This window comes from Rathayibacter sp. SW19, assembly GCF_030866825.1.
Classification (GTDB): Bacteria; Actinomycetota; Actinomycetes; order Actinomycetales; family Microbacteriaceae; genus Rathayibacter_A; species Rathayibacter_A soli.
This window is the reverse complement of sequence record NZ_CP133020.1, coordinates 4,118,190-4,139,264: the sequence shown is the minus strand read 5'-3', so window position 1 is coordinate 4,139,264 and position 21,075 is coordinate 4,118,190. Positions and strand designations below refer to the sequence as shown.

Genomic DNA, 21,075 nt, shown 5'->3' with positions numbered 1-21,075 from the left:
CGACCGAATGTGGCGCACGTCGGGTGCCCGGCGCGTGGGCGGGCGCGCGCTTGCAGGGCGAGCGTTCAGTCATCGAGCGCAGCAAAGCGCTCGATGTCACCCTCAGTGCCGGAGACGATGACAAGGTCATGGTCGGAAACCACCGTGTCTGGAGCGGCGTAGGTGAACGGCTTACCTGGCGATTTCACTCCGACGACCGTGATGCGGAACTTGCTGCGCACCCCAGTCTGCAGCAGTGTGCGGCCGCGGATCGCCTTCGGCGGGTACATCTTGACGAGTGCGAAGTCGTCGTCGAATTCGATGAAGTCGAGCATGCGGCCAGAGACGAGGTGGGCGACGCGCTCCCCGGCCTCCGCTTCGGGGTAGATCACATGATTGGCGCCGATCCGCTCGAGGATCTTGCCGTGCGATTGCGAGATCGCCTTCGCCCAGATCTGCGGGATCTTCAGGTCGACCAGATTCGCCGTGATCAGCACGCTGGCCTCGATCGATGAACCAACGGCGACGACGGCGACCGAGAAGTCTTTCCCGCCGATCTGCCGCAGTGCGTCGATTGAGCGCGCATCCGCTTGAACGGTGTGCGTGACCCGGTCTGCCCACTTCTGCACGAGCAGCGCATCGGCGTCGACCGCGAGCACCTCTCGGTCGAGGCGAGCCAGCTTGCCGGCCGTGCCCGCGCCGAATCGGCCGAGGCCGATGACAAGAACGGGGGCGTCGTGCCGCATACGATCAACACTGCTGCGATCAACCAACGATCGGCCTCTCTTCCGGGTATTGGTATAGCTGCCTTCGATGCTGCTGCGCGAGCGCTGCGGCGAGTGTCACTGTACCAACGCGCCCGAGGAACATTGTGGCGGCCAGCACATACACAGCCGCATCGGGGGCGTGCTCGGTCACCCCTGTCGTCAGCCCGCAGGTTGCGAACGCACTGATGACGTCGAAAAGTACGTCGTCGAGCGGCGCATTCGTGAGGTGCACAACCAGGATGCTGGAGACTGCCACGATCGATGCTCCCCAGAGCACGACGCTGACCGCGACCCGCAGCACGTCGACCGGGATGCGTCGCCGGAACGCCTCCATCGGCTCGACACCGCGCGCCTCGGCGAACGCCGCCAGGAAGAGCACGGCGAGCGTTGTGACTTTGATGCCGCCCGCGGTGGAGGCGGAGCCGCCGCCGATGAACATCAGCATGTCAGTGATGAGCAGACTCGAGCCATGCATCTGGCTCATGTCGATCGTCGCGAAGCCGGCCGACCGGGTCATCGCGGATAGGAAGAACGACTGGAAGACGGCGTCGCCCGGGCTGAGGCCGCCGAACGTCTTCGGATTGTTCTGCTCGAGCGCGTAGTACATCACCGCGCCGACCAGGAACAGGATCGCAAACGTGACCACAGTGAGCTTCACGTGCACAGACCAGCGACGATTCCCGCGCCGGCGCCGCAGGTTCCGCGTGATCGCGTAGATCACCGGAAAACCGATCGCGCCGCAGAACACCCCCACCATCAGAGCGCCGAGAAAAACATAATCGGTCGCAAACGGCGCGAGCCCTTCGGCGTTCGGTGCAAATCCGGTGTTCGTGAACGCCATAGCCGAGTAGTAGAAGCTGTTGAGAATGCCTTCGCCGAGCGGAAAGCCGTGCGCCAGAATCCGCGGGAAAAGCACAAGCGCGACCGCTGCCTCGATCACGACGACGCTGAGTGCGACGGTCACAAGGAGATTGCCGATTTCCCCGAGCCTGACGGCCTGCCCCTCCGCAACCGGTCCACTGTGCACTCGGGACGGGTTGCTGTCACTCGCGGCGATCAACTTGGCGCGCAGCCCGAGCCGGCGCGAGATGAACATTCCGAGAATCGATGCGAGCGTGAGCACGCCGACAGCGCCGATCTGCACGCCGACATAGACGAGCACGTGGCCGAAGCCGGACCAATGCGCGGCCATGTCCACCGTCGACAGGCCGGTGACACAGATGACAGACACCGCGGTGAACAGCGCATCCGCCAGCGGTGTCGTGCTGCGGGTCACGGTCGCGATCGGCATCGAGAACAGCAGGGTGAATACCAGAATGAGTCCGGTGAAGACGACAATCGCGAAGCGCGAGGGGCTACGGCCGGCGAAGAGGTTGACGCCTTCTCGCACACGACCCCACCAGGTGGTCGGTACGAGCAGCGGGCCCGGCGTAGCGCGCATCGGTGCCCCCTATCGCTTGATTCCTCGCGAGCATATCCCCCGCACGCCGCGTTGTCATGGTACTCGGACGGGCGAGTGACTACCCTTGAGGAATGGCAGACATCTTTGACATCGTTGCGGACGCGACGAGGCGCGACATTCTGCGGGTCGTGCTTGACGCGTCGCTCGCTCCGAGCGGCGGCGAAATCAGCGTGTCAGAGATCGTTTCGGCCCTCGAACTGAGCCAGCCCACGGTGTCGAAGCACTTGAAGGTGCTGCGGGATTCGGGTCTCGTGCTCGTGCGCGAAGAGGGACAGCATCGCTACTACCGCCTCGACCCGGAGCCCCTCGAGGCGATCGAGGATTGGCTGTTCCCGTTCCTCAGCGTAGGTTTCGAGCCAGGCGAGGAAGTCTTCGGGGCGGGGCTGGCCGACGAAACGCGGGAGTTCGCGAGTTCGGTGGGTAAGGTGATCGCGGACACGAGCCATCGAGTCACCAGTGCAGCGCTGCTGGTGACCGGAAAGAAGCGCCGCACCCACTAGGCAAGGGGCTCTTCGTTGGTCGAGTAGCGAGTTACGAGCGTATCGAGACCACCGACGGGGGCTCTTGGTCTCGACACGCTGCGCTACTCAACCAACAGACTCGGCAGCCCGCGTTTTCTATGCCAGCACGCGGGTGCGCTAGACTTGGCCCTCGGTGCCGTCAGCATATTGCTCGGCATGCCCTTGAACTTTGTGAGGTGTCCGTGGGTTCCGTTATCAAGAAGCGCCGCAAGCGTATGGCGAAGAAGAAGCACCGCAAGCTTCTTCGTAAGACACGCCACCAGCGTCGCAACAAGAAGTAGCGCGAGCGCAGCTAGCTTCTTTCGGAGCGTCGAGGCCGCAGCGGTCTCGGCGCTTTTTGCTGTGAAGCGTTTCGTGGCGCGTGTTTCGTGAGGCGCTGTAGTCGTCGCGCCGGTCGTAGGCTGGTGAGGTGACCTCGGTTCAATTGACCCTCATCGGTAAGCCCGGTTGTCATCTCTGCGATGACGCCCGCGACATCGTTGTGCGCGTCCTCGACGAATTCGAACCGGATGCCGTCAGCCACCGGCTCACGGAACTCTCGATTCTCGACGACCCCGCTTTAGCACAGCGCTACGCGGAAGAGATTCCCGTACTTCTGATCGATGGCACCGTGCACACCTATTGGCGTGTTGATCCAGCCCGCCTGAGGTCTGCCCTCACGACTGCACTGAGGGAGGCTCGATGACCATCCGTCACATCGTTGTCTGGAAGCTGGCGGCAGGCGACCTCGCCGCCCGGGCGGAGCAAGCCGCCGAGATCAGTCGGCTGCTGCACACGCTGCCGCCGTTGGTGCCGGAGATCCGCTCTCTCGAGGTTGGAATCAATGTGCTGAAGCCCGGCGACAACGCAGACGTCGTACTCACGGCGGATTTCGATGATGAGGATGCTCTCGGTCGCTACGCGACGCATCCGGAGCATCTGAAGGTTGCCGCCTACATTCAATCCGTTGTGGGTTCTCGTCTTGCGGTCGACCACCGCATTGCACGGCTGCTCGCCGAATAGGTTTCGTCGAGCAGCCGTGCGCAGCGCTGCGCTACTCTTCGCGTTCGACGAGCTTGGCCTCCGCGGCGTTCTTACGCACCGACTCGACACCATTGAGAGCACTCGCCTTCGAGTTGTAGCTCTCGCTGCTCGCAATGATCTGACCGTTGCTCGCCTTCAAGTTGAAGCGCCAGTGACCACCCTTGTCTTTGAAGAGATCGAACGTGCCTGCCATCTCGATTCACCTGCCCCCATCGTGTGACGATGACCGAACGGTCATCAGATTCAATATACGAACGGGGCCGCGCCCGCGCTAGAGGGCGGCAGCATCTGCTCGCGTTGCTATCGTGATCTTCCAGAAGGGGAACGCATGGCGACGCCGGAAATCTCACTCAGTCAGGCCTTCCAGATCGTCGATCTCGCCGGCGTGTTGGCAAATGCGATCTTGGGCGGCATCGCTGCGCGGTTCGCGCGTCTCGACCTGGTCGGATTCATCATCCTGGCGATCATCTCGGGGCTGGGCGGCGGGCTGATTCGTGACACACTGTTGCAACGCGGCACCCCGGTGGCGCTGACAGATCCGATCTATCTCGGTGTCGCGATCGTCGGGGCCGTTGTGGCGTTCTTCATCCCATTCACCGGCAAGATCTCCAACCGGATGCTGATCCTGCTCGATGCGCTTGCCGTCGGCTGTTGGGCGGCTGTCGGTGTGCAGAAGGGGCTCCTGGCCGGCCTCGGCTGGTTGCCCGCGATCGTGCTCGGCATGACCACGGCGATCGGGGGTGGCATGGTCCGCGACGTTCTGCTGATGAAGGTGCCGACGGTGTTCGGCGGAAACACGCTCTACGCGACCAGCGCCCTGGTTGCCTGCGTGGAAATGGTGATTTTCAGTTCGCTCGGCCTCCCAACCATCGGGTCGGTTGTTGCCATTCTGAGTGGCGCTGCGCTGTCGTTGCTTGCGCGGCGGTTCGGTTGGACGCTGCCCACCCAGGTGCGCCTGCGCAGACCGGAGCGGCTCACCGGGTGGCTGTCCGAGTGGTGGAGCGGCGCAGGCCGGCGTCTCAGGAAGACGACAGGCGGCCGTGGCGGCTGACGTGCGCTTCCGCTGTCGGGAGCCCCTGCCCGTCGGGGGCCCTCGATAGGCTAGCCCCATGGTCGAGGGGCGAGTGCCGCACGCACAGCACGCGGCCCCACAACTGCCGCCGTGGGTGCGCCACAGGCGGAGCGCATTCGGCTGGATAGCGCTCTGCCTCGGGTTGCTGATCGCCGCAGCGATAGCCCTTGTGCTTGCCCTGATCATTGTCGCGCTCGCGCTCGCTGCGTGGTTTGTACGCGGCATCGTCTGGCTGAGCGCCTGGGCCTGGGGTTGGTTCTGGTTCGGCGTGACCCGGCTACGCGCGCGGCAGTACCCGTTCGTCTTGCACAGGCCGACACGGCCGCGAGCGCGATCCACGGTGCTGAACGATTCATTCCTGTCCACGCTGCCTCGGCTGGTCGGCACCACTGCGCGTGTTGCCGTTTTTCTGCTCGCACCGATCGCGCTGCTGGCCAGCCTCGTCGGCCTCGTGCTTCCGAGTTTGCGCGCCCGGCCATATTTCGCGATCTTCTCGCTGCCGGCACTGGAACGCAAGCTCACGGGTCTCGGCCGTCGCCGTGGTTTCTTCGATGACGGCCACGACGCTGCAGTGGTCGAATACGACGTCTTCCTGGCCACCCATTTTCCGCAGCGCGCGGATTTTCTGGCCTGGTGGCGCGATCCGCGCGCCCCGCGCCGATTCTCCCCTCAGGCTCGCAAGTGGAGCAGCCCGACCCATTTAGGTGCGCTCGAGCTTGGACCGTATCCGGACGTGCTGGGGTTTCCGGGGCTTGCCGCTGCCGCGATGCGCCGCACCGAGATCCGCGGTCTGCGTGAACTGTTCATCTCTCAACGCGAAATCGACGACATGGGCGATCCTGACCTCGATGATCGGGCAGAATGCGCAGTCATCCGAACGTCCTCGCGGATCGGGGCCGACGGCATCCGGCGCTGGATTCTGCAGTTGCCGAGCACGCAAACGTGGCATCCGCGCTCGGGCCAGGCGCCGAACGACATCACGGCGGATGTCGTCGCGCTCTCGTTGCGCGAGACCACGTTGACCCGTGCCGCCTGCCAGGCGATGCAGTTGGCCGGGGTGCAGCCGCACGACCTGGTGCTTGCGGCCGGTTTCAGTCTGGGCGGCATGGTCGCCGGGCAGTTCGCCGAATGCGCGAGCGCGCACGGGTTCACCGTGTCGCACGTGATCACGGCCGGTTCACCGATCGGGCGCGACCGGATCGACTCGTCCATCCGGGTGCTGTCGATCGAGCACATCCTCGATTCGGTGCCGCGGATGGAAGGCCGGGAGAACCCGATCTGGGCCGAGCCGAAACCCAGCGCACCTGAGTGGGTGACCGTCAAAGCGGGTCCGCCGCTGCCGCGCGGCTACCGCATTTCGTCGACGCATCACTCACCGAGCTATGCCGAAACCGCGGGCGCAATCGAGGACCATCCGATCGATGAGCGCGTCAGTCGCTATCTGAACGGCGACGTGCCCGGCACCGGCGCACTCGAGTTCTTCGGGCCGGGGCAGGAGCTGCGCGACTATGCGGCCACTCGCGTCGGGGGCGGCCATCCGCGTTCCGCGGTGCCGGTGTATCTGCATGCGACGGTGGAGAGCGGTGTGACTCGCGGCACGCTGCGCACGACGTTGCGGCGCGTGCCGGGCGTGATCGCGGTGGACATTTATCAGTCGCGCACCGGGTTTCCGACGACGATCGTGTGGAACGCCGACGTTCTTGTGCGCAGTCTGCGGCCGTGGTTCAGGGATGTCGAGCGGCCGGTCGTGTACCGGGGGCTGCTGTCGCTTCTGAAACGGCGGCGTGCAGTCGGGATTCACCTGCGGCTGCAGGCGAAGGAAAGCCCCGGCGTGCTCTGGGAGGCGACGGTGCAGCGGATGGAGGACGGTCGCTGGCGTGAGTCGGTGGACGTGTCGTTCACGACTGCGGCGGCTGAGACCGAGTATCTGCCCGTGCTGCTGCCGGATGGCTGGACGTCACGAATCAACTACTACCCGGCGGATGCCTTCGAGTGAGGGGTCTCGATACGCCCGCCGGAGCCGGTGATCGAGTAGCGAGCGCCAGCGAGCGTATCGAGATCCGGTGAGCCGGCGTGTGGGGGTCTCGATACGCTCGCTCGCTGCGCTCGCAGGCTACTCGACCACCGGAGCCGGGCCGGTGATCGAGTAACGAGCGTCAGCGAGCGTATCGAGATCTGGGGTGAGCGATCTACGGAGTCAGGCGCGTCGGACCGCGGAACAGGTAGGTGACCTCGCGGATCGACGCCTCGTGCAGCATCAGCATCAAAACACGTGCCAGTCCCATGCCGAAGCCGCCGTGCGGCGGCACTCCGTAGCGGAAGAAGTCGAGGTAGTCGGCGATCTCGCCCGGGTCCAGCTCCTTGTCAACCGCCTGCGCCTCGAGAATGTCAATGCGGTGTTCGCGCTGAGCGCCGGTGGAGATCTCCGTGCCATTGAAGATCAGGTCGTAACTGTTGGTCAGGCTCGTGTCATCCGCATGCCGCATGTGATAGAACGGCCGAATGCTCGAAGCGTAATCAGTCAGGAATACGAATTCGTGCCCATAGGTCTCGGCGACATACGCGGAGATCTGCCTTTCGCCCTCCGGGTCCATGTCGTCGTCTTCGCGTGGAACCTCGTAGCCGCGGGAGGCGACGATCGCCTTCGCCTCTGCCAGCGGAATGCGCGGGAACGGCGTCGTCGGCACTGTGATTTCCACTCCGAACAGTGCCTGGATCTCTTCTCCGTGTTTCTCCTTGACGGCCCTGAAACCGGCGACGAGCAGGTTCTCGTGCATCGTCATCACGTCTTCGTGGCTGTCGATCCAGCTGATCTCGGCATCGACGCTCGTGAACTCCGTGGCATGGCGGCTGGTGAACGACGGGTCGGCACGGAAGGCCGGGCCGATTTCGAAGATCTTGCCGAACCCCGCTGACTGCGCCATCTGCTTGAAGAACTGCGGGCTCTGCGCCAGGTAGGCCTTGGTGTCGAAGTACTCCACCTCGAAAAGCTCAGCGCGCGATTCGCTCGCACTGGCCATCAGCTTCGGCGTATGCAGCTCGATGAATTCGTTGTCCACCCACCAGGTGCGCAGCGCGTGCTCGAACGTGGTCTGGATCCGGAAGATCAGGTTTTGCTTCGGGTGCCGAAGATCGAGAAAACGCCAGTCCATCCGCTTGTCAAGGGAACTGTCCGCCGCGATCGGCGTCTCGGCGATCGCCTCGGCGGTGACGCTCAGGCCGGTCAACTTGACCTCGATGCCGCCGAGCTTGACCCGCTCGTCGTGCTTGAGCTCACCGGATGCCGTGACGAATGTCCCCTGCGCAAGCCCAGAAATCGTCGTGGCCGGCTCGTCCGCGACGACGCTGCCATCGGCATCCGTCGTTCGCGGGTTGACCAGTTGCACGGCACCGGACTCGTCGCGCAGAATGACGAACTGCACCTTCTTCTGATCGCGCACGGTGTCGACCCAGCCACTCACGTTCACGGGGCCGTCGGGCCGGGCTGCCAGGTTCTTGACCAATACACGTTCGCTCACGGGCATCAAGCCTACGCGGTGACGTCACCCGCCGGGCTCTCGGCCAATTCACCAGCGGGCCTTCCGTAGACTGGATGCCGTGGTAGCAAGCCAGGTCCACCTTGTCCGTCACGGCGAGGTGCACAATCCGAGTGGCATCCTGTATGGCAGGTTGCCCGGTTTTCGGCTCTCTGAACTCGGCCAGAAGATGGCTCAGCGCGCCGCGGATGATGTCGCGGCGCGGGGCCGGCCCATCGTTGCCTTGGTTGCGTCCCCGCTACAGCGCACTCAGGAATCGGCTGCTCCGTTCGCCACTGAATTCGAGCTACCCATCACGACCGACGCGCGATTGATCGAACCGGCCAATCACTTCGAGGGCACCGTCATGAGGCAGGCGCTGCGCAATCCGATCAACTGGCCGTGGCTGGTCAATCCGTTCCGGCCGAGCTGGGGAGAGGCATACTCTTCGATCGTCAAGCGGATGCGCTCCGCAGTTGACGCTGCATTCGATTCGGTCGAATCGGGCGATGTCGTGCTGGTCAGTCACCAGCTGCCGATCTGGTGCTTCCACTTGGCGCTGATCGGGGAGCGATTCATGCACGACCCGCGGAAGCGTCGCTGTGCGCTGTCCAGTATCACCACCTTGGAACGGCACGGCGGGGACGTGGTCGAGGTCGGTTATTCTGAGCCGGCGGCGCCACTCGCAGCAGACGCCACCGACATTGGAGCGGTGTGATGCACCGTCGAACTGCGGCAGCGGTCGTCGTCGGCGCGCTTGCGCTGGCGCTCACCTTGACCGGCTGCAGCAACGACTCGCTGGCCGCGCAATATGCGGCAGGCAGCAACAAGAACTACATTGCAGGCAGCGGGGTCACCGAGGTCAAGGCGGCCGATCGCGGGGCGCCGATCAACTTCACCGGCGAGACCGAAACGGGCACGCCGGTGTCAGCATCCGAGTACCGGGGCCAGGTGCTCGTCGTGAACTTCTGGTATGCCCAGTGCGGGCCGTGCCGGATTGAGGCGAAGGACCTGCAGACCCTGAGCCAGAAATATGACGGTAAGGGTGCGGTGTTCCTCGGCGTGAACACGCGGGACTCCGCCCACGACGTGCTGTCATTCGACAAGGCTTTCTCCGTCACCTATCCGTCGGTGCTCGACGCTGCGACCGGCTCCGTGCAACTGGCGTTCAGCGGATCGATGCGGCCGAATGCCACGCCGACGACCCTCGTGCTCGACAAACAGGGTCGCGTTGCCGCGCGCATCGAGGGCCCGATCAATGATCAGCCATCCACCCTGGATACATTGATCAGCGACGCGGTCGCGGAGAGTCCAGCGTCGTGAACGGCGTCGGCTCGCTCATCACCGGACCTCTGCTCATCGCGATTCCCGTCGCCATCCTGGCCGGGCTCGTCTCCTTTGCCTCGCCGTGCATCCTGCCGCTCGTGCCCGGTTACCTTGCGTACGTCGGCGGGTTCACCGATGGGCGGTCCGCTGCCGCGAAAGACGACAAACGCGGCCGCAACCGGCTGGTGCTCGGCGTCGCACTGTTCGTGATCGGTTTCGCCGTGGTTTTCGTCATCGGCGGGTTCCTACTCGGTGCCGTCGGGTTCTGGCTGATCGAATGGCGCGACCTGCTCACCCGCATCGCCGGTGTTATCGTGATCCTGCTCGGCCTCGTCTTCGTCGGGCAGTTCACCTTCCTTCAGCGCACGTTCAAACCGAGCTGGCGACCGGCGATGGGGTTGGCCGGCGCCCCTATCCTCGGCGTCGTCTTCGCCATCGGCTGGAGCCCCTGCACGGGGCCGACGCTCGTGGCCATCTCCGGGCTGAGCCTGAGCGGCGGCTCGCCCTGGCAGGGCGCGTTGCTCGCCCTGTTCTACGCGCTCGGCCTCGGCGTTCCCTTCCTGTTGATCGCGCTCGGCTTCGGTTGGGCAAGCGGGGGCATCGCATTCCTGCGCCGGCACATCCGGGCGGTCAATATCATCGGAGGAGTTCTGCTCATCGTGATCGGCCTGCTGATGGTCAGCGGTGTGTGGAACTACTGGATCATCCAACTGCAGGGGGTGCTTCCCGATTTCCGACCGGCCATCTGATCACATCGACTCCGTCGAGCCCGCCGCCGACATCACGCAACCGAAGCTCGGCTTCGTCGGCTGGTTGCGCTGGATCTGGCGTCAACTCACCAGCATGCGCACCGCGCTGTTCCTTCTGTTGCTCCTCGCCGTCGCGGCGATCCCCGGCTCCCTGGTGCCGCAGACCAGCGCGGACCCGAACGGCGTCGCGCAATACAAGATCGACCATCCTGAGCTGTATCCAATCCTGAAGAACCTGCAGGTCTTCGACACCTACACGTCCGTCTGGTTCTCCGCGATCTATTTGCTGCTGTTCATCTCGCTGATCGGATGCGTGATCCCACGCACCAAGCATCATCTGGACGCTCTGCGAGCCAAGCCTCCGCGCACGCCGGTGAGGCTGAACCGGATGGCGGGATTCCAGGCGACCACGATGGTCTCCGCTCTCCCGTTGACCGACGTGATCGAGGGAGCGCGGAGGCTGCTGAAGGGCTCCGGCTACCGGGTGGTGACGTTCGAGAAGAACGGCGAAGCATCCGTCTCGGCGGAACGCGGGTACCTGCGCGAGACGGGGAACCTGGTGTTCCATATCGCGTTGCTCGGCGTGCTGCTCGCCGTCGGGGTCGGCGGCGGGTTCGGCTTCACCGGTCAGCGCGTCGTGACGACCGGACAGACCTTCGTCAACACGCTGGTGAATTACGACTCGTTCAACCCGGGTCGATTCGTGAACACGGGGGCCTTGACCCCGTATTCGGTCACCTTGAACAGCCTTGACGTCACCTACGAGCAGTCGAATCCGAACGCGATCGGGTTGCCGCTGGACTACACGGCGCACGTCACGACCAAGAACGCGGACGGTACGGCTGCGCAGCGCACGATCAAGGTGAACGAGCCTCTCGGCATCGGCGGAACGAACATCTACCTGCTTGGAAACGGCTACGCTCCGAAGATCACCGTGCGCAATCCGGCCGGCGACATCGTGTTCCAGGACGCCGTGCCGTTCCTGCCGCAAGACACCAACCTCACCTCACTCGGGGTCGTCAAGGTGCCTGATGGGCTGAAGAAGCAGCTCGGCATGGTCGGCTTCTTCTATCCGACCGCGCAGAAGTTGGGCACAGGCGCTTTGGCGTCGTCCTACCCTGCACTGCGCAAGCCGGTGCTGACGCTTCAGGTGTTCTCCGGCGACTTGGGCTTCAACAACGGCGCGGCCGTCTCTGTCTATACGCTGGACACGGACAAGCTGACGAAGCTCAATGGCCCGGGCACCAAACAGGCCGCAATCGAGCTCACTCCGGGGGCGACCGAGCAACTGCCGGGCGGATTGGGCACCGTGACGTTGGACAGTGTCGAGCGATTCGCGTCGTTCGATGTGCATCACGACCCCACCCAGACCTGGGTGCTCGTATTCGCGATCCTGATCCTCGGCGGGCTGTTGACGTCGCTGTTCGTGCCGCGACGGCGCATGTGGGTCAAGGCGATCAGCCAGCCGGACGGCCTGCTGCGGATTGAGTATGCGGGCCTTGCCCGAGGAGACGATCCCGGCCTGGACGCCGCTGTCGACGCGCTCGCCACCAAACATCGAGAGCTCATCGGCATCGATACCCCCTCCAAGCAAAGCGTAGGCTTACCCTCGTGACCGAGACTCTCGCGCAGTTTTCTATCCTGTGTATCTATTCGGCAATGGGTATCTACGCCATTGCCTTCGTCGCATTCGCGATCGACCTGGCCGACCGCGGAGCGCGCAAGACCCTGGCGGCCGAGGTCCCGAGTGCGGTGGAGCGCCGCGCTGAAGCAAGCGCGGGCGGCACCGTCAGCGTGACGCAAGCGGGCGGTGGCACCACGACCTTGACCCGCACTACCGGTCGCGTTGACGATGAAGTCCGTTGGGGTCGCAGGAAGACATCGCGCAGCCTGCGCGTCGCCTTCGTGCTGACCACGCTCGGTTTCGTCTTCCATGTCGCCGGCGTGGTGTTGCGCGGGCTGGCCGCCGGCCGAGTGCCGTGGTCGGACATGTGGGAGTTCTCGATCATGGGCACGGTGCTGATGATCGGCATCTTCCTGCTGGTCAACATTCGCTACGATCTTCGGTTCCTCGGCTCGTTCATGACCGGGCTCGTGCTGTTACTGCTCGGCATTGCGACGATGAGCTACTACGTGCCGGTGGCTCCGCTGCCGCCGGCCCTGCAGTCGTATTGGCTTGTCATCCATGTGACGGTCGCGTTCATCTCCACCGCGTTCTTCGCGATCGGGTTCGCGCTCTCCGGCGTGCAGTTGCTGCAGACCCATCGGGAGGCGCAGGTGGCGGCCGGCAAGCCGCAGACGCTGCCATTCCTCGGAACGATACCCGGGGCGGCTGCACTGGAGAACCTGGCCTATCGCACGAATATCGTCGCCTTCATCCTGTGGACGTTCACTCTGATCGCCGGTTCGATCTGGGCGGAGAAGGCCTGGGGCCGCTATTGGGGCTGGGACACCAAAGAGGTCTGGACGTTCATCATCTGGGTCATTTACGCAGGGTATATCCACGCGCGGGCAACCCGCGGCTGGCGGGGCTCACGCTCGGCCTGGCTGGCGATCATCGGATTCTCGGCCGTCATGTTCAATTTCGGCATCGTCAATATCTTCTTCCACGGCCTGCACTCCTACAGCGGCCTCGGTAGCTGACGCGACTCAATTCGTTCGCCGACTCAATCCGTGCGCTGACTCAATCCGTTCCCTGACTCAATCCGTTCCCTGAGCTTGCCGAAGGGCAGCGAGCGAGCCTGTCAGTGCGCCGCAGGTCGGTCTTCCCGCGGCCACGGCGATAACGCTGGCGGCGAGTGACAGCGCGACCAGAATCGGGCCCACAATGTCCAGACCGCCACGGAGCCCGAGCGATGTGGCCAGGATGCCGAGGCCGACCGCGACGACGCCCTGAGCGAGGTAGGCCATCAGATAGACGAACGAGAGCGTTCCAGCCCGGTGGTGCGCAGGTGCGTTCTCGTTGATCAGTCCCAGTCCGCCGAGGAAGAGCAGTCCGCTTGAGACTCCGAAGACCACAGACGCAACCACGAACAGCGGCAGCGACGACAGCTGAGCGCTGACGAGCAGAAGCGCGGAGGCGAGCGCACCGAGTAGTCCGCCGGCGACGACAGCGGTGCGCGGCTGCATCCGCCGGAAAACGATGGATGCGGCGCCGCTTCCGACCGCGCTGATCGCGAGAACGCTGCCTGCGATCAGCGCGTTGTCGGTGTGTAACACGTCTTTGACGATCTGCGCGCCGAGCGAGATGAAGATCGCGCCGACGGCGAAGGTCACGGTCACGGCGAACGTTGCCGTCGCCACGACGCCGCGCAACCGGCGTGGGACGCGGATCGGTCGCGGACGCCAGCGGCCCAGACTATCTGTTCCGCGAACATGCCGAGGCAGGAAGAGGGCTGCGATCGTTACGGCGCCGGCAACGACCAGCAGCGCCCAGAATGTCAAGGCCCGCGGCCACGGTGCGTATTGCACGAGGGTGCCGCCGACGACCGTCGCCAGGGTGAGCCCCACTGCGATCGCAATAGTGTTGATCGAGCTTGCGCGCCTACCCGTTCGATCGAAGTCGACGAGTGCGGCACCGGCCGGACTCAGTGAAAGGCCGACCCCGATGCCTTGGAAGACACGCCCGATGAACAGCCATTCCACGCTCGGGGCGAGTGCGAAGATCAGCACTCCGACAATAATCGATGCGAGGCCGGCCAGAATCGCGGAGCGCCGGCCGATGTAGTCCGAGATGCTGCCGAAAATCAGCAGAACGACAACCAGCACGATCGGGTAGACAGCGAAAACCATCGTGATGACGGCCGGAGTCAGTGCCCACGCGCGTTCGTACAGCGGGTAGATCAGTGCGGGAGAGCCGCTGGCCCACAGCGCGACGACGACGACGGCGGCAGCGCTCCAGAACGCGAGTGTCGTGCGGTGGTGGGCGCGGGCATCCACGGTCGGCCGTTCTGAAGCGCCGGGTGTTGCATCGAAATCGGTCATAGTGTTCATGCTCCAGGGCGGCGATCGTGATGCACACCATCTCAGGGTGGGCATCGAGTGGGGTGGGGGTGGAGATCGGCGCCGTTGCCACGTGTGGAACAACATGTCAGAGGCCACCGACATTCCTGCGCGTACTGATCCGAGGCGCCGAATTCATGCGGCAGTTTTGTGTGGGTCGCGATCGATGCCGCTCAGCGCCGCGCGGTCTCCAGCAGGCGGTAGCAGCGCTCGAGGCGAGCGATCCACCAGGCGCGGCGGTCGGCATCCGCGGCGTGCTGCGTCAGCAGCGCTTCGTCTGCTTCCACTCGACGCACCGGGATCGCACCGTCGACCGGCCTGAGCGGCTCGGGCGTCACATCCGCCGCAAGCAGGGCGGCCGTTCCCAGCCCACAGTCGTAGTCCAGGTCGATAAGCGCGGCGGCCAGGTGTGCGCCCATCGCCAGGCCGACCGAGGTGTCAAGCGCACTCGAGATGACGGCGGGTAGCCCGGCGTCTGCGATGACACGAAGCGCTGACCGGATGCCGCCCAGCGGCTGCGCCTTGATCACAAGGAGGTCGGCAGCGCCGGCGCGTGCGACCGCCAGTGGGTCGCTCGCCTTGCGAACGCTTTCATCGGCTGCGATCGGAACACCCATGTATTTCGTGCGCTTGCGAATCTCTACAAGCTCATCGATGGTCGCGCATGGCTGTTCGACATATTCGAGATCGAAAGCCGCGAGCGCGTGGATGGCGTGCTCTGCCTCGTCCACGTTCCACAGCCCATTCGCGTCGATTCGGATGCGTCCGTCAGGGCCGAGTACGTCCCGCACCGCACGCACACGGGCGACGTCGTCGGCCAGGCCTTGTGCTACGTCGGCTACTTTGACTTTTGCGGTGCGACAGCCTGGAAATCGAGCCAGGATGCCGGCAACCTCGGCTGCAGCCACGGCGGGCACCGTAGCGTTCACGGGAATGCGATCACGCAGAGCCGGCGGCACGCTCGTCCACCCGAAATCGATCGTCGCAGCAAGCCAGGCGGCCGCCTCGGCATCGGTATATTCGACGAACGGCGAGAACTCGCTCCAGCCCGCCGGGCCCTCGACGAGTAACGCCTCGCGCACGGTAATGCCGCGGAACCGTGTTGTCATCGGCAGTGCGACAACGCGGGCGGTGCCCAGCAGCTCGGACAGGTCTGGTACGTCGGATAGGTCGGGCAGCGAGGCAGGCGACGTCATCTGCCCAGTTTGGCACTATTGGATGGCACTGTGACGGCGCTTCGGCTGCGCTCAGCGACCGAGGTGTGGCGCTTCGGCTGCGCTCAGCGACCGAGGTGTGGCGCTTCGGCTGCGCTCAGCGACCGAGGTGTGGCGCTTCGGCTGCGCGGTTCCTGAGGAGGCCGCCCGCGGCCGTCTCGAAGGGCAGCGACCGAGGGACGGCGCTTCGGCTGCGCGGTTCCTGAGGAGCGCGGTGGAGCTTGGGGATCGCGAAGCGATCTGCGACCCCAGCGCCGAGCGAGCCTGGGAGCGAGGGTTGAAGCCCGCGGCCGTCTCGAAGGGCAGCGACGGAGAGCGGCGGCGCATCGTCCTCAGTTGATGCAGGTCGCGGTGCTGTAGTTGTGGGTAGCGGACGAGGCCGATGGCGCCGGTGCTGGAGCTGTTGACGCGCTCGTCGTGCCGCCCGAGCCAGGCGCCGCCGGCATGATTCCGTCGGTACCCAGCACGACGGTGACCGTCTTCACGCTGGCGGTCTGTTGCACGGCTGCACCCGGCAGATACGCTGCGACCGCCTTGGCCTGGCTCTCCTGGCCCGCCGGATACTGGATGGTCGTTGTCGTGAGCGTGGATCCGTCGCCAGGGGTGCCGACCTTGAAGCCGGCCGATTTCAGCGTCGCAGTCGCTTCGGCGGCGACGCCGTTGGTGTCCGAGCCGTTCAGCACCGTCACGCTCACGCTGGAAGGCGAGGCGGCGGTGGCCTTGGTATAGGCATCCGGTGTGCCCATGATGGTGCGGATGAACGCGGGCATCGCCGCGGTGTCGACCTGCACGATCGATACGTCGGTTCCGTCGACGGTGATCGTCGGGGTGCCTGTGATCGGAATGGTCGCCGAGTTGATCTTGCTGCCTGTGAGGCCGTGCAATTGGGCAGCAAGAGTGAGGAGGTTCAGGCCGGGGTCGGTCTCGATCGCTGACCCGATAGCGGAGAGCACCTTGTTCAGTTCGACGGGGTTCAGCAGTGTTCCGGCCGACAGCAGCTTGTGGGCTTCGACCGAAAGGAAGTATTGCTGGCGGATCTCGCGGTCGAGGTCACCGCCGGGCAGGCCGTGCCTCTGCCGCACGAAAGCGAGCGCCTGGCGGGCGTCGAGCGTGGAGACCCCGGCCGGAAACACTGCGCCAGAGTAAGGATCGTCGACGGCCGCATTCAGACACACCTGGATCGGCCCGAGCGCGTTCGCGACATCGTAGAACCCGAGCATCGAGATGCGTACGTAGTGGTCGATCGTGAGTCCGGTGAGGTTCTGCACGGTCTCGATGAGGAGCTGGGCACCGCCGGCGTCGCCGCCGCTCTGGCTTCCGTCGGAGAACGCGGAGTTGAGTTTGCCCATGCCGTTACCAGGGATGTTTACCCACGAATCACGCGGCAGAGAGATCAGAGTTGCACTTGCACCGCCAGCCGGGATGTGCAGGATCATCATCGTGTCGGTGTTCGTGCCACCGCCGTCCTGCGTGGTGCCGAGTTGAGCCAGTTCCGCGGCGGATGCGTTCGCCGGGCGGTGATCGTCACCGACCAGGAGGATGTTCTGGGCGGCACCGTCGACATCCGTTTTCGGTTTGTTCGAGGGAATCGCGTTCACGTGCGTGATGTGCGAGGTGAGCACCCAGTAGTTGTAAGCGATGTAGCCGCCGGTGGCCAGCAGAAGCACCACGATCACGGTGATGCTGATCGCGATGGCGCGCCGCAGTCGATAGCGCGGGCGTCGACGGTGCTCAGTAGGAATGGCCACACCGAACCCTATGCACGTGGGATGGGAAAGCACCCGATTCAACCCCCGCTTTCCAGACAATCGCCAGGGACTGCACTGCCGGAGTGAAGGTCGGTGCTGGCCGTCTGGGCTGCCCGTAGGCTTGGGGCATGGTGGAGCAGGCGGTCGAGCAGGTGTCAGAGATCTTCGACGTGACGCAGTGGGCCAACGTGCCCGAGTTCGGGCAACTCACGGATGTGACGTACCATCACTCGGTCGACGGACGCATTGCCCGCGTTGCGTTCAATCGGCCGGAAGTGCGCAACGCGTTCCGGCCGCACACCGTTGACGAACTCTATGCAGCGTTGGAGGATGCCCGCACGAATTCGCGGATCGGCGCGGTCTTACTCACCGGAAATGGCCCGAGCCCGAAGGACGGGGGCTGGGCGTTCTGCTCCGGTGGCGACCAGCGCATCCGTGGTCGTGATGGCTACCAGTACGAAACCCCAGCTGGTCGAGTGACGCCCGACGAAGGCCGGCGGTCGAGTAGCGAGGAACGAGTGTATCGAGACCAAGGGCCCACGCGACCAGGCCGCCTGCACATCCTCGAGGTGCAACGCCTGATCCGCTTCATGCCGAAGGTGGTGATCGCGGTCATTCCCGGTTGGGCCGCCGGCGGCGGTCACTCGCTGCATGTCGTCTGCGACCTGAGCATCGCGAGCGCCGAACATGCCAAGTTCAAGCAGACGGATGCCGATGTCGGCTCGTTCGACGCCGGTTACGGCAGCGCGTACTTCGCTCGTCAGATCGGGCAGAAAGCGGCGCGTGAGGTATTCTTCCTCGCTCGTGAGTACTCAGCGCAGCGTGCCTACGAACTTGGTGCTGTCAACGCTGTCGTGCCGCACGCCGAGCTTGAGGCGACAGCGATCGACTGGGCACGCGAGATCCTGACCAAGTCGCCGACGGCCATCCGGATGCTCAAATTCGCCTTCAATGCGGTCGACGACGGCATGGTCGGTCAGCAGGTGTTCGCCGGTGAGGCGACACGGCTGGCCTACGGCACCGACGAGGCGGTCGAGGGCCGCGATGCGTTCCTTGAGAAGCGCGATCCGGACTGGTCGCCGTATCCGTGGCAGTTCTAGTACGGCCCTCGCTCGTCGAGGAAGAAGCTGCCATAGGCTGACAGAGTGACGCGCGCGCTCGTGACGGTTCCAGCCGATCAGCCCGGCGTCCTGCTTCGTGCATTGCACCTGGCGTTGACCGGCGACGGCCCCGCCGTGCTGCCGCGTGCGCTGCGGGCGCCTGGGGCTGCGCCGCCGCTGCCAACGAGCGTTGCCCAGGACGTCGCTCTGGTCATCGAGACCTCGGGCTCGACCGGCGTGCCCAAGCGAGTGGTGCTGTCGCGGGACGCACTGCTGGCCAGCGCAGCGGCGTCCGCAGGAGCGCTCGGCGGTGACGGCCAATGGCTGCTCTGCCTGCCCGGCCACTATGTTGCCGGCAGCAACGTGCTCGTGCGTTCGATCGTCGCGGGCACGACTCCGGTGGTGCTCGGCGATGGGCATTTCGATCCGCGCGCTTTCGGCGACGCGGCCGCGAGCATGACCGGTGACGGCCGCTTCGTGTCGCTCGTGCCGGTGCAGCTGGCGCGCCTGGTCGAGACGGCATCCGACCCCGCAACAGGCGACCCTCGACTACTCGAGGTGCTTCGCCGCTTCGACGGTGTGCTCGTCGGTGGGCAGGCGCTGCGTCCGGCGCTACGTGATCGTGCCGTTGACCTCGGGCTGAAACTGACCCGCACCTACGGCTCGAGCGAGACCGGTGGCGGCTGCGTCTACAACGGCATTCCGATCGGCACAACCCGCCCTCGCGAGGTCGGAGGCCTGCTCGAGCTGGCCGGACCGGTGCTCGCAGACGGCTACCTCGACGACCCCGCGCGAACGGATGCCGCGTTCCACATCGAGGACGGCATCCGTTGGTATCGCACCGGCGACCTCGGCGCCGTCGAGGCCGGCGGGCGCGTCACGGTGCACGGCCGCGCTGATAACGTGATCGTCTCCGGCGGCGAGAAGGTGCTCCTCGACGCGGTCGAACGTCGTGTGCGCGAGGCGCCCGGATTCGGTGCCGCCGTTGTCGTCGCGGCAGACAGCGCAGAGTGGGGTCAGGTGCCGGTCGTGGTGGTCGAACGGGTCGCAGCGCTCGACGGCTCGTTGCCGTTGGCCGCGCTGCGCGAGCACGTCGTCACGGCACTGGGTCGTGCTGCCGCCCCGGCGCGCATCGTCGTCGTCGAGCAGATACCGCGCCTCGCCTCCGGCAAACCCGACCGGCAGGCGCTCGCCCGGATTGTCGGCACGCAAGCACCATAGCCCTCATCGATAGAATGCGGCCTGTGAGCAGCAAGCCCAAAATGCAGAGAATGTCGCCTGCCAATCAGAACCGCACCGGTAAGAGCCGTCGCAAAGGCGGCCACCCCGGCGGGCGGCCAGGCAAGGTCGAGCCGGCGACGGCATCCGATTGGATTGCTGGGGCGCGGCTGCGCACTCTTCCACTCGCCATCGCGCCCGTGTTGATCGGCACAGGGGCGGCGATCGCAGTTGCGGGCCCCGACACCTACCACTGGGTGCGCGCACTGCTCTGCCTCGTCGTTGCCCTGGCCTTGCAGATCGGCGTCAACTACGCGAACGACTACTCAGACGGCGTACGCGGCACAGACAAGTACCGGGTCGGCCCGAGCAGGCTCACCGGGTCGGGCAAGGCGAAACCGCGCGCGGTGCTGACGACGGCGCTCGTCTTCTTCGCACTGGCAGCGCTTGCCGGGCTCGCCCTGGTGATCCGCACGCAGCAGTGGTGGCTGCTGATTGTCGGCGCGGCCGCCATAGCGGCAGCCTGGTTCTACACCGGCGGCAAGCGGCCGTACGGCTATTTCGGGCTCGGCGAAGTCTTCGTGTTCATCTTCTTCGGGCTCGTCGCAACGGCCGGAACCCAGTTCGTGCAGGTGCTCGCCGTCACGCAGGAGGCCTGGTTCGGCGGTGTCGCGATCGGCCTCATCGCAGTCGCAGCGTTGCTCATCAACAACATCCGGGACATCGACGAAGACAAGCTGGCAGGCAAGCGCACCCTGACGGTGCTGATCGGGCGTACAGCATCCGTCGTGTTGTATTGCGTGTTCCTGTTGCTGCCATACGCGATTCTCGCGCTGCTCAGCCTGGCGTACCCGCTCGGCTGGCTCGGCCTCTTCGGCATGCTGGTCGCACTGCCGGCATGTCTGATCGCGGTGACGGCGAAGACCGCGAAAGAACTGATCCTAGTGCTGCAGCTGACCGGGATCGTCGGTCTTGTCTACGGAATTGCGCTCGGCGCCGCTTTCGCGTTCTGACGTGGATGCCGACGCCGACTCTTCCGCCGCGACAGCGTCGTCGATGAGGTGATCCTCGACATCATCGTCTTCACGGATGCGCTTCCTCGCCGACGCTTTCGGCTTTGCGCTCTTGCGCGCAGCATCCAGATCACGCGCAAGGCCGTGCCGCGGCCCCGCCAGCAACAAGTAGGACAGGCACAGTCCGACGACCGCGGCGATGATTGCGGACAGCCACCACGGCAACCCGAGCACCATCAGAATGACCAGCGGCACGATGATCAAGAGCAGACGCAGTGCCGTGTAGGTAACCCAGTGCGGAATGGCATTCACACACACAGTGTACGGACAGTAACCTTCGGGAAACCGTGGAGTCGCCAAGGGCTA

The 21,075-nt window shown here is 65.0% G+C and carries 22 protein-coding genes; 14 read left to right on the top strand and 8 right to left on the bottom strand.

Annotated elements, in window-relative coordinates:
* Positions 1-65 precede the first annotated feature (65 nt).
* Together QU604_RS19165 and QU604_RS19160 are read right to left on the bottom strand one after the other, a co-directional pair.
* The gene (locus QU604_RS19165; protein WP_308466195.1) at positions 66-725 is read right to left on the bottom strand and encodes a potassium channel family protein; all 660 of its coding nucleotides are present in this window, start codon (positions 723-725) and stop codon (positions 66-68) included.
* Positions 726-744: 19 nt separating this feature from the next.
* Positions 745-2,187, bottom strand: a complete 1,443-nt coding sequence (locus tag QU604_RS19160; protein WP_308466194.1) for a TrkH family potassium uptake protein — start codon at positions 2,185-2,187, stop codon at positions 745-747.
* Between the two features lie 92 nt (positions 2,188-2,279).
* Here QU604_RS19160 and QU604_RS19155 point away from each other — a divergent pair, with 92 nt between their 5' ends.
* The 4 genes from QU604_RS19155 to QU604_RS19140 all read left to right on the top strand — a co-directional run bounded on the left by QU604_RS19155 (position 2,280) and on the right by QU604_RS19140 (position 3,731).
* The gene (locus QU604_RS19155) at positions 2,280-2,708 is read left to right on the top strand and encodes an ArsR/SmtB family transcription factor (RefSeq protein WP_308466193.1); all 429 of its coding nucleotides are present in this window, start codon (positions 2,280-2,282) and stop codon (positions 2,706-2,708) included.
* Between the two features lie 203 nt (positions 2,709-2,911).
* Complete coding sequence (locus QU604_RS19150) at positions 2,912-3,010, top strand: 30S ribosomal protein bS22 (protein ID WP_003792170.1); 99 nt, start codon at positions 2,912-2,914, stop codon at positions 3,008-3,010.
* A gap of 128 nt (positions 3,011-3,138) precedes the next feature.
* Positions 3,139-3,414: a glutaredoxin family protein gene (locus tag QU604_RS19145; protein WP_308466192.1), complete on the top strand. Its 276-nt coding sequence runs from the start codon at positions 3,139-3,141 to the stop codon at positions 3,412-3,414.
* Complete coding sequence (locus tag QU604_RS19140) at positions 3,411-3,731, top strand: Dabb family protein (RefSeq protein ID WP_308466191.1); 321 nt, start codon at positions 3,411-3,413, stop codon at positions 3,729-3,731. The genes QU604_RS19145 and QU604_RS19140 overlap by 4 nt, the downstream gene beginning before the upstream one ends.
* A gap of 31 nt (positions 3,732-3,762) precedes the next feature.
* Here QU604_RS19140 and QU604_RS19135 read toward each other — a convergent pair whose 3' ends face one another.
* A complete protein-coding gene (locus tag QU604_RS19135; protein WP_308466190.1) occupies positions 3,763-3,945 on the bottom strand; it encodes a YegP family protein in 183 nt (60 codons plus the stop codon).
* 135 nt (positions 3,946-4,080) lie between these two features.
* On the opposite strand from QU604_RS19135, the gene QU604_RS19130 reads away from it, so the two are divergent.
* Positions 4,081-4,803: a trimeric intracellular cation channel family protein gene (locus QU604_RS19130; protein WP_308466189.1), complete on the top strand. Its 723-nt coding sequence runs from the start codon at positions 4,081-4,083 to the stop codon at positions 4,801-4,803.
* 58 nt (positions 4,804-4,861) lie between these two features.
* On the top strand, positions 4,862-6,820 hold the full coding sequence (locus QU604_RS19125) for a hypothetical protein (RefSeq protein WP_308466188.1): 1,959 nt from the start codon (positions 4,862-4,864) through the stop codon (positions 6,818-6,820).
* A gap of 193 nt (positions 6,821-7,013) precedes the next feature.
* Here QU604_RS19125 and aspS read toward each other — a convergent pair whose 3' ends face one another.
* A complete protein-coding gene (gene aspS, locus QU604_RS19120) occupies positions 7,014-8,348 on the bottom strand; it encodes an aspartate--tRNA(Asn) ligase (RefSeq protein ID WP_308466187.1) in 1,335 nt (444 codons plus the stop codon).
* Positions 8,349-8,421: 73 nt separating this feature from the next.
* On the opposite strand from aspS, the gene QU604_RS19115 reads away from it, so the two are divergent.
* The 5 genes from QU604_RS19115 (at position 8,422) to ccsB (ending at position 13,057) form a co-directional block, all read left to right on the top strand.
* Positions 8,422-9,057 carry a histidine phosphatase family protein gene (locus tag QU604_RS19115; RefSeq protein WP_308466186.1) on the top strand — a complete coding sequence of 212 codons (636 nt, stop codon included), beginning with the start codon at positions 8,422-8,424 and terminating at the stop codon, positions 9,055-9,057.
* The gene (locus tag QU604_RS19110) at positions 9,057-9,662 is read left to right on the top strand and encodes a TlpA family protein disulfide reductase (protein ID WP_308466185.1); all 606 of its coding nucleotides are present in this window, start codon (positions 9,057-9,059) and stop codon (positions 9,660-9,662) included. Before QU604_RS19115 ends, QU604_RS19110 begins: the two co-directional genes overlap by 1 nt.
* A complete protein-coding gene (locus QU604_RS19105; RefSeq protein ID WP_308466184.1) occupies positions 9,659-10,414 on the top strand; it encodes a cytochrome c biogenesis CcdA family protein in 756 nt (251 codons plus the stop codon). Before QU604_RS19110 ends, QU604_RS19105 begins: the two co-directional genes overlap by 4 nt.
* Before the next feature lie 94 nt (positions 10,415-10,508).
* Complete coding sequence (gene resB, locus QU604_RS19100) at positions 10,509-12,029, top strand: cytochrome c biogenesis protein ResB (RefSeq protein WP_308466183.1); 1,521 nt, start codon at positions 10,509-10,511, stop codon at positions 12,027-12,029.
* On the top strand, positions 12,026-13,057 hold the full coding sequence (gene ccsB, locus QU604_RS19095) for a c-type cytochrome biogenesis protein CcsB (protein WP_308466182.1): 1,032 nt from the start codon (positions 12,026-12,028) through the stop codon (positions 13,055-13,057). The genes resB and ccsB overlap by 4 nt, the downstream gene beginning before the upstream one ends.
* 57 nt (positions 13,058-13,114) lie before the next feature.
* On the opposite strand, the gene QU604_RS19090 is transcribed toward ccsB, so the two are convergent.
* The 3 genes from QU604_RS19090 to QU604_RS19080 all read right to left on the bottom strand — a co-directional run bounded on the left by QU604_RS19090 (position 13,115) and on the right by QU604_RS19080 (position 17,378).
* Positions 13,115-14,398, bottom strand: coding sequence for an MFS transporter (locus QU604_RS19090; protein ID WP_308466181.1), 1,284 nt, complete (start codon positions 14,396-14,398; stop codon positions 13,115-13,117).
* Positions 14,399-14,589: 191 nt separating this feature from the next.
* Positions 14,590-15,612 (bottom strand): o-succinylbenzoate synthase, encoded by a 1,023-nt coding sequence (locus QU604_RS19085; protein ID WP_308466180.1) that lies wholly within the window; start codon positions 15,610-15,612, stop codon positions 14,590-14,592.
* A gap of 350 nt (positions 15,613-15,962) precedes the next feature.
* Complete coding sequence (locus tag QU604_RS19080; RefSeq protein WP_308466179.1) at positions 15,963-17,378, bottom strand: LCP family protein; 1,416 nt, start codon at positions 17,376-17,378, stop codon at positions 15,963-15,965.
* 128 nt (positions 17,379-17,506) lie between these two features.
* Between QU604_RS19080 and QU604_RS19075 the strand changes: the two genes are divergently transcribed.
* The 3 genes from QU604_RS19075 to QU604_RS19065 are packed head-to-tail and all read left to right on the top strand — an operon-like array spanning position 17,507 to position 20,709.
* Entirely contained in the window at positions 17,507-18,478 is a 972-nt protein-coding gene (locus QU604_RS19075; protein ID WP_308466178.1) for a 1,4-dihydroxy-2-naphthoyl-CoA synthase, read from the top strand.
* A 45-nt stretch (positions 18,479-18,523) separates the two neighbouring features.
* Positions 18,524-19,699 carry an AMP-binding protein gene (locus QU604_RS19070; protein WP_308466177.1) on the top strand — a complete coding sequence of 392 codons (1,176 nt, stop codon included), beginning with the start codon at positions 18,524-18,526 and terminating at the stop codon, positions 19,697-19,699.
* A gap of 41 nt (positions 19,700-19,740) precedes the next feature.
* Positions 19,741-20,709, top strand: a complete 969-nt coding sequence (locus QU604_RS19065) for a 1,4-dihydroxy-2-naphthoate polyprenyltransferase (RefSeq protein ID WP_308468977.1) — start codon at positions 19,741-19,743, stop codon at positions 20,707-20,709.
* Here QU604_RS19065 and QU604_RS19060 read toward each other — a convergent pair.
* Positions 20,638-21,021, bottom strand: a complete 384-nt coding sequence (locus QU604_RS19060; protein WP_308466176.1) for a DUF4229 domain-containing protein — start codon at positions 21,019-21,021, stop codon at positions 20,638-20,640. The genes QU604_RS19065 and QU604_RS19060 overlap by 72 nt on opposite strands.
* Positions 21,022-21,075 lie beyond the last annotated feature (54 nt).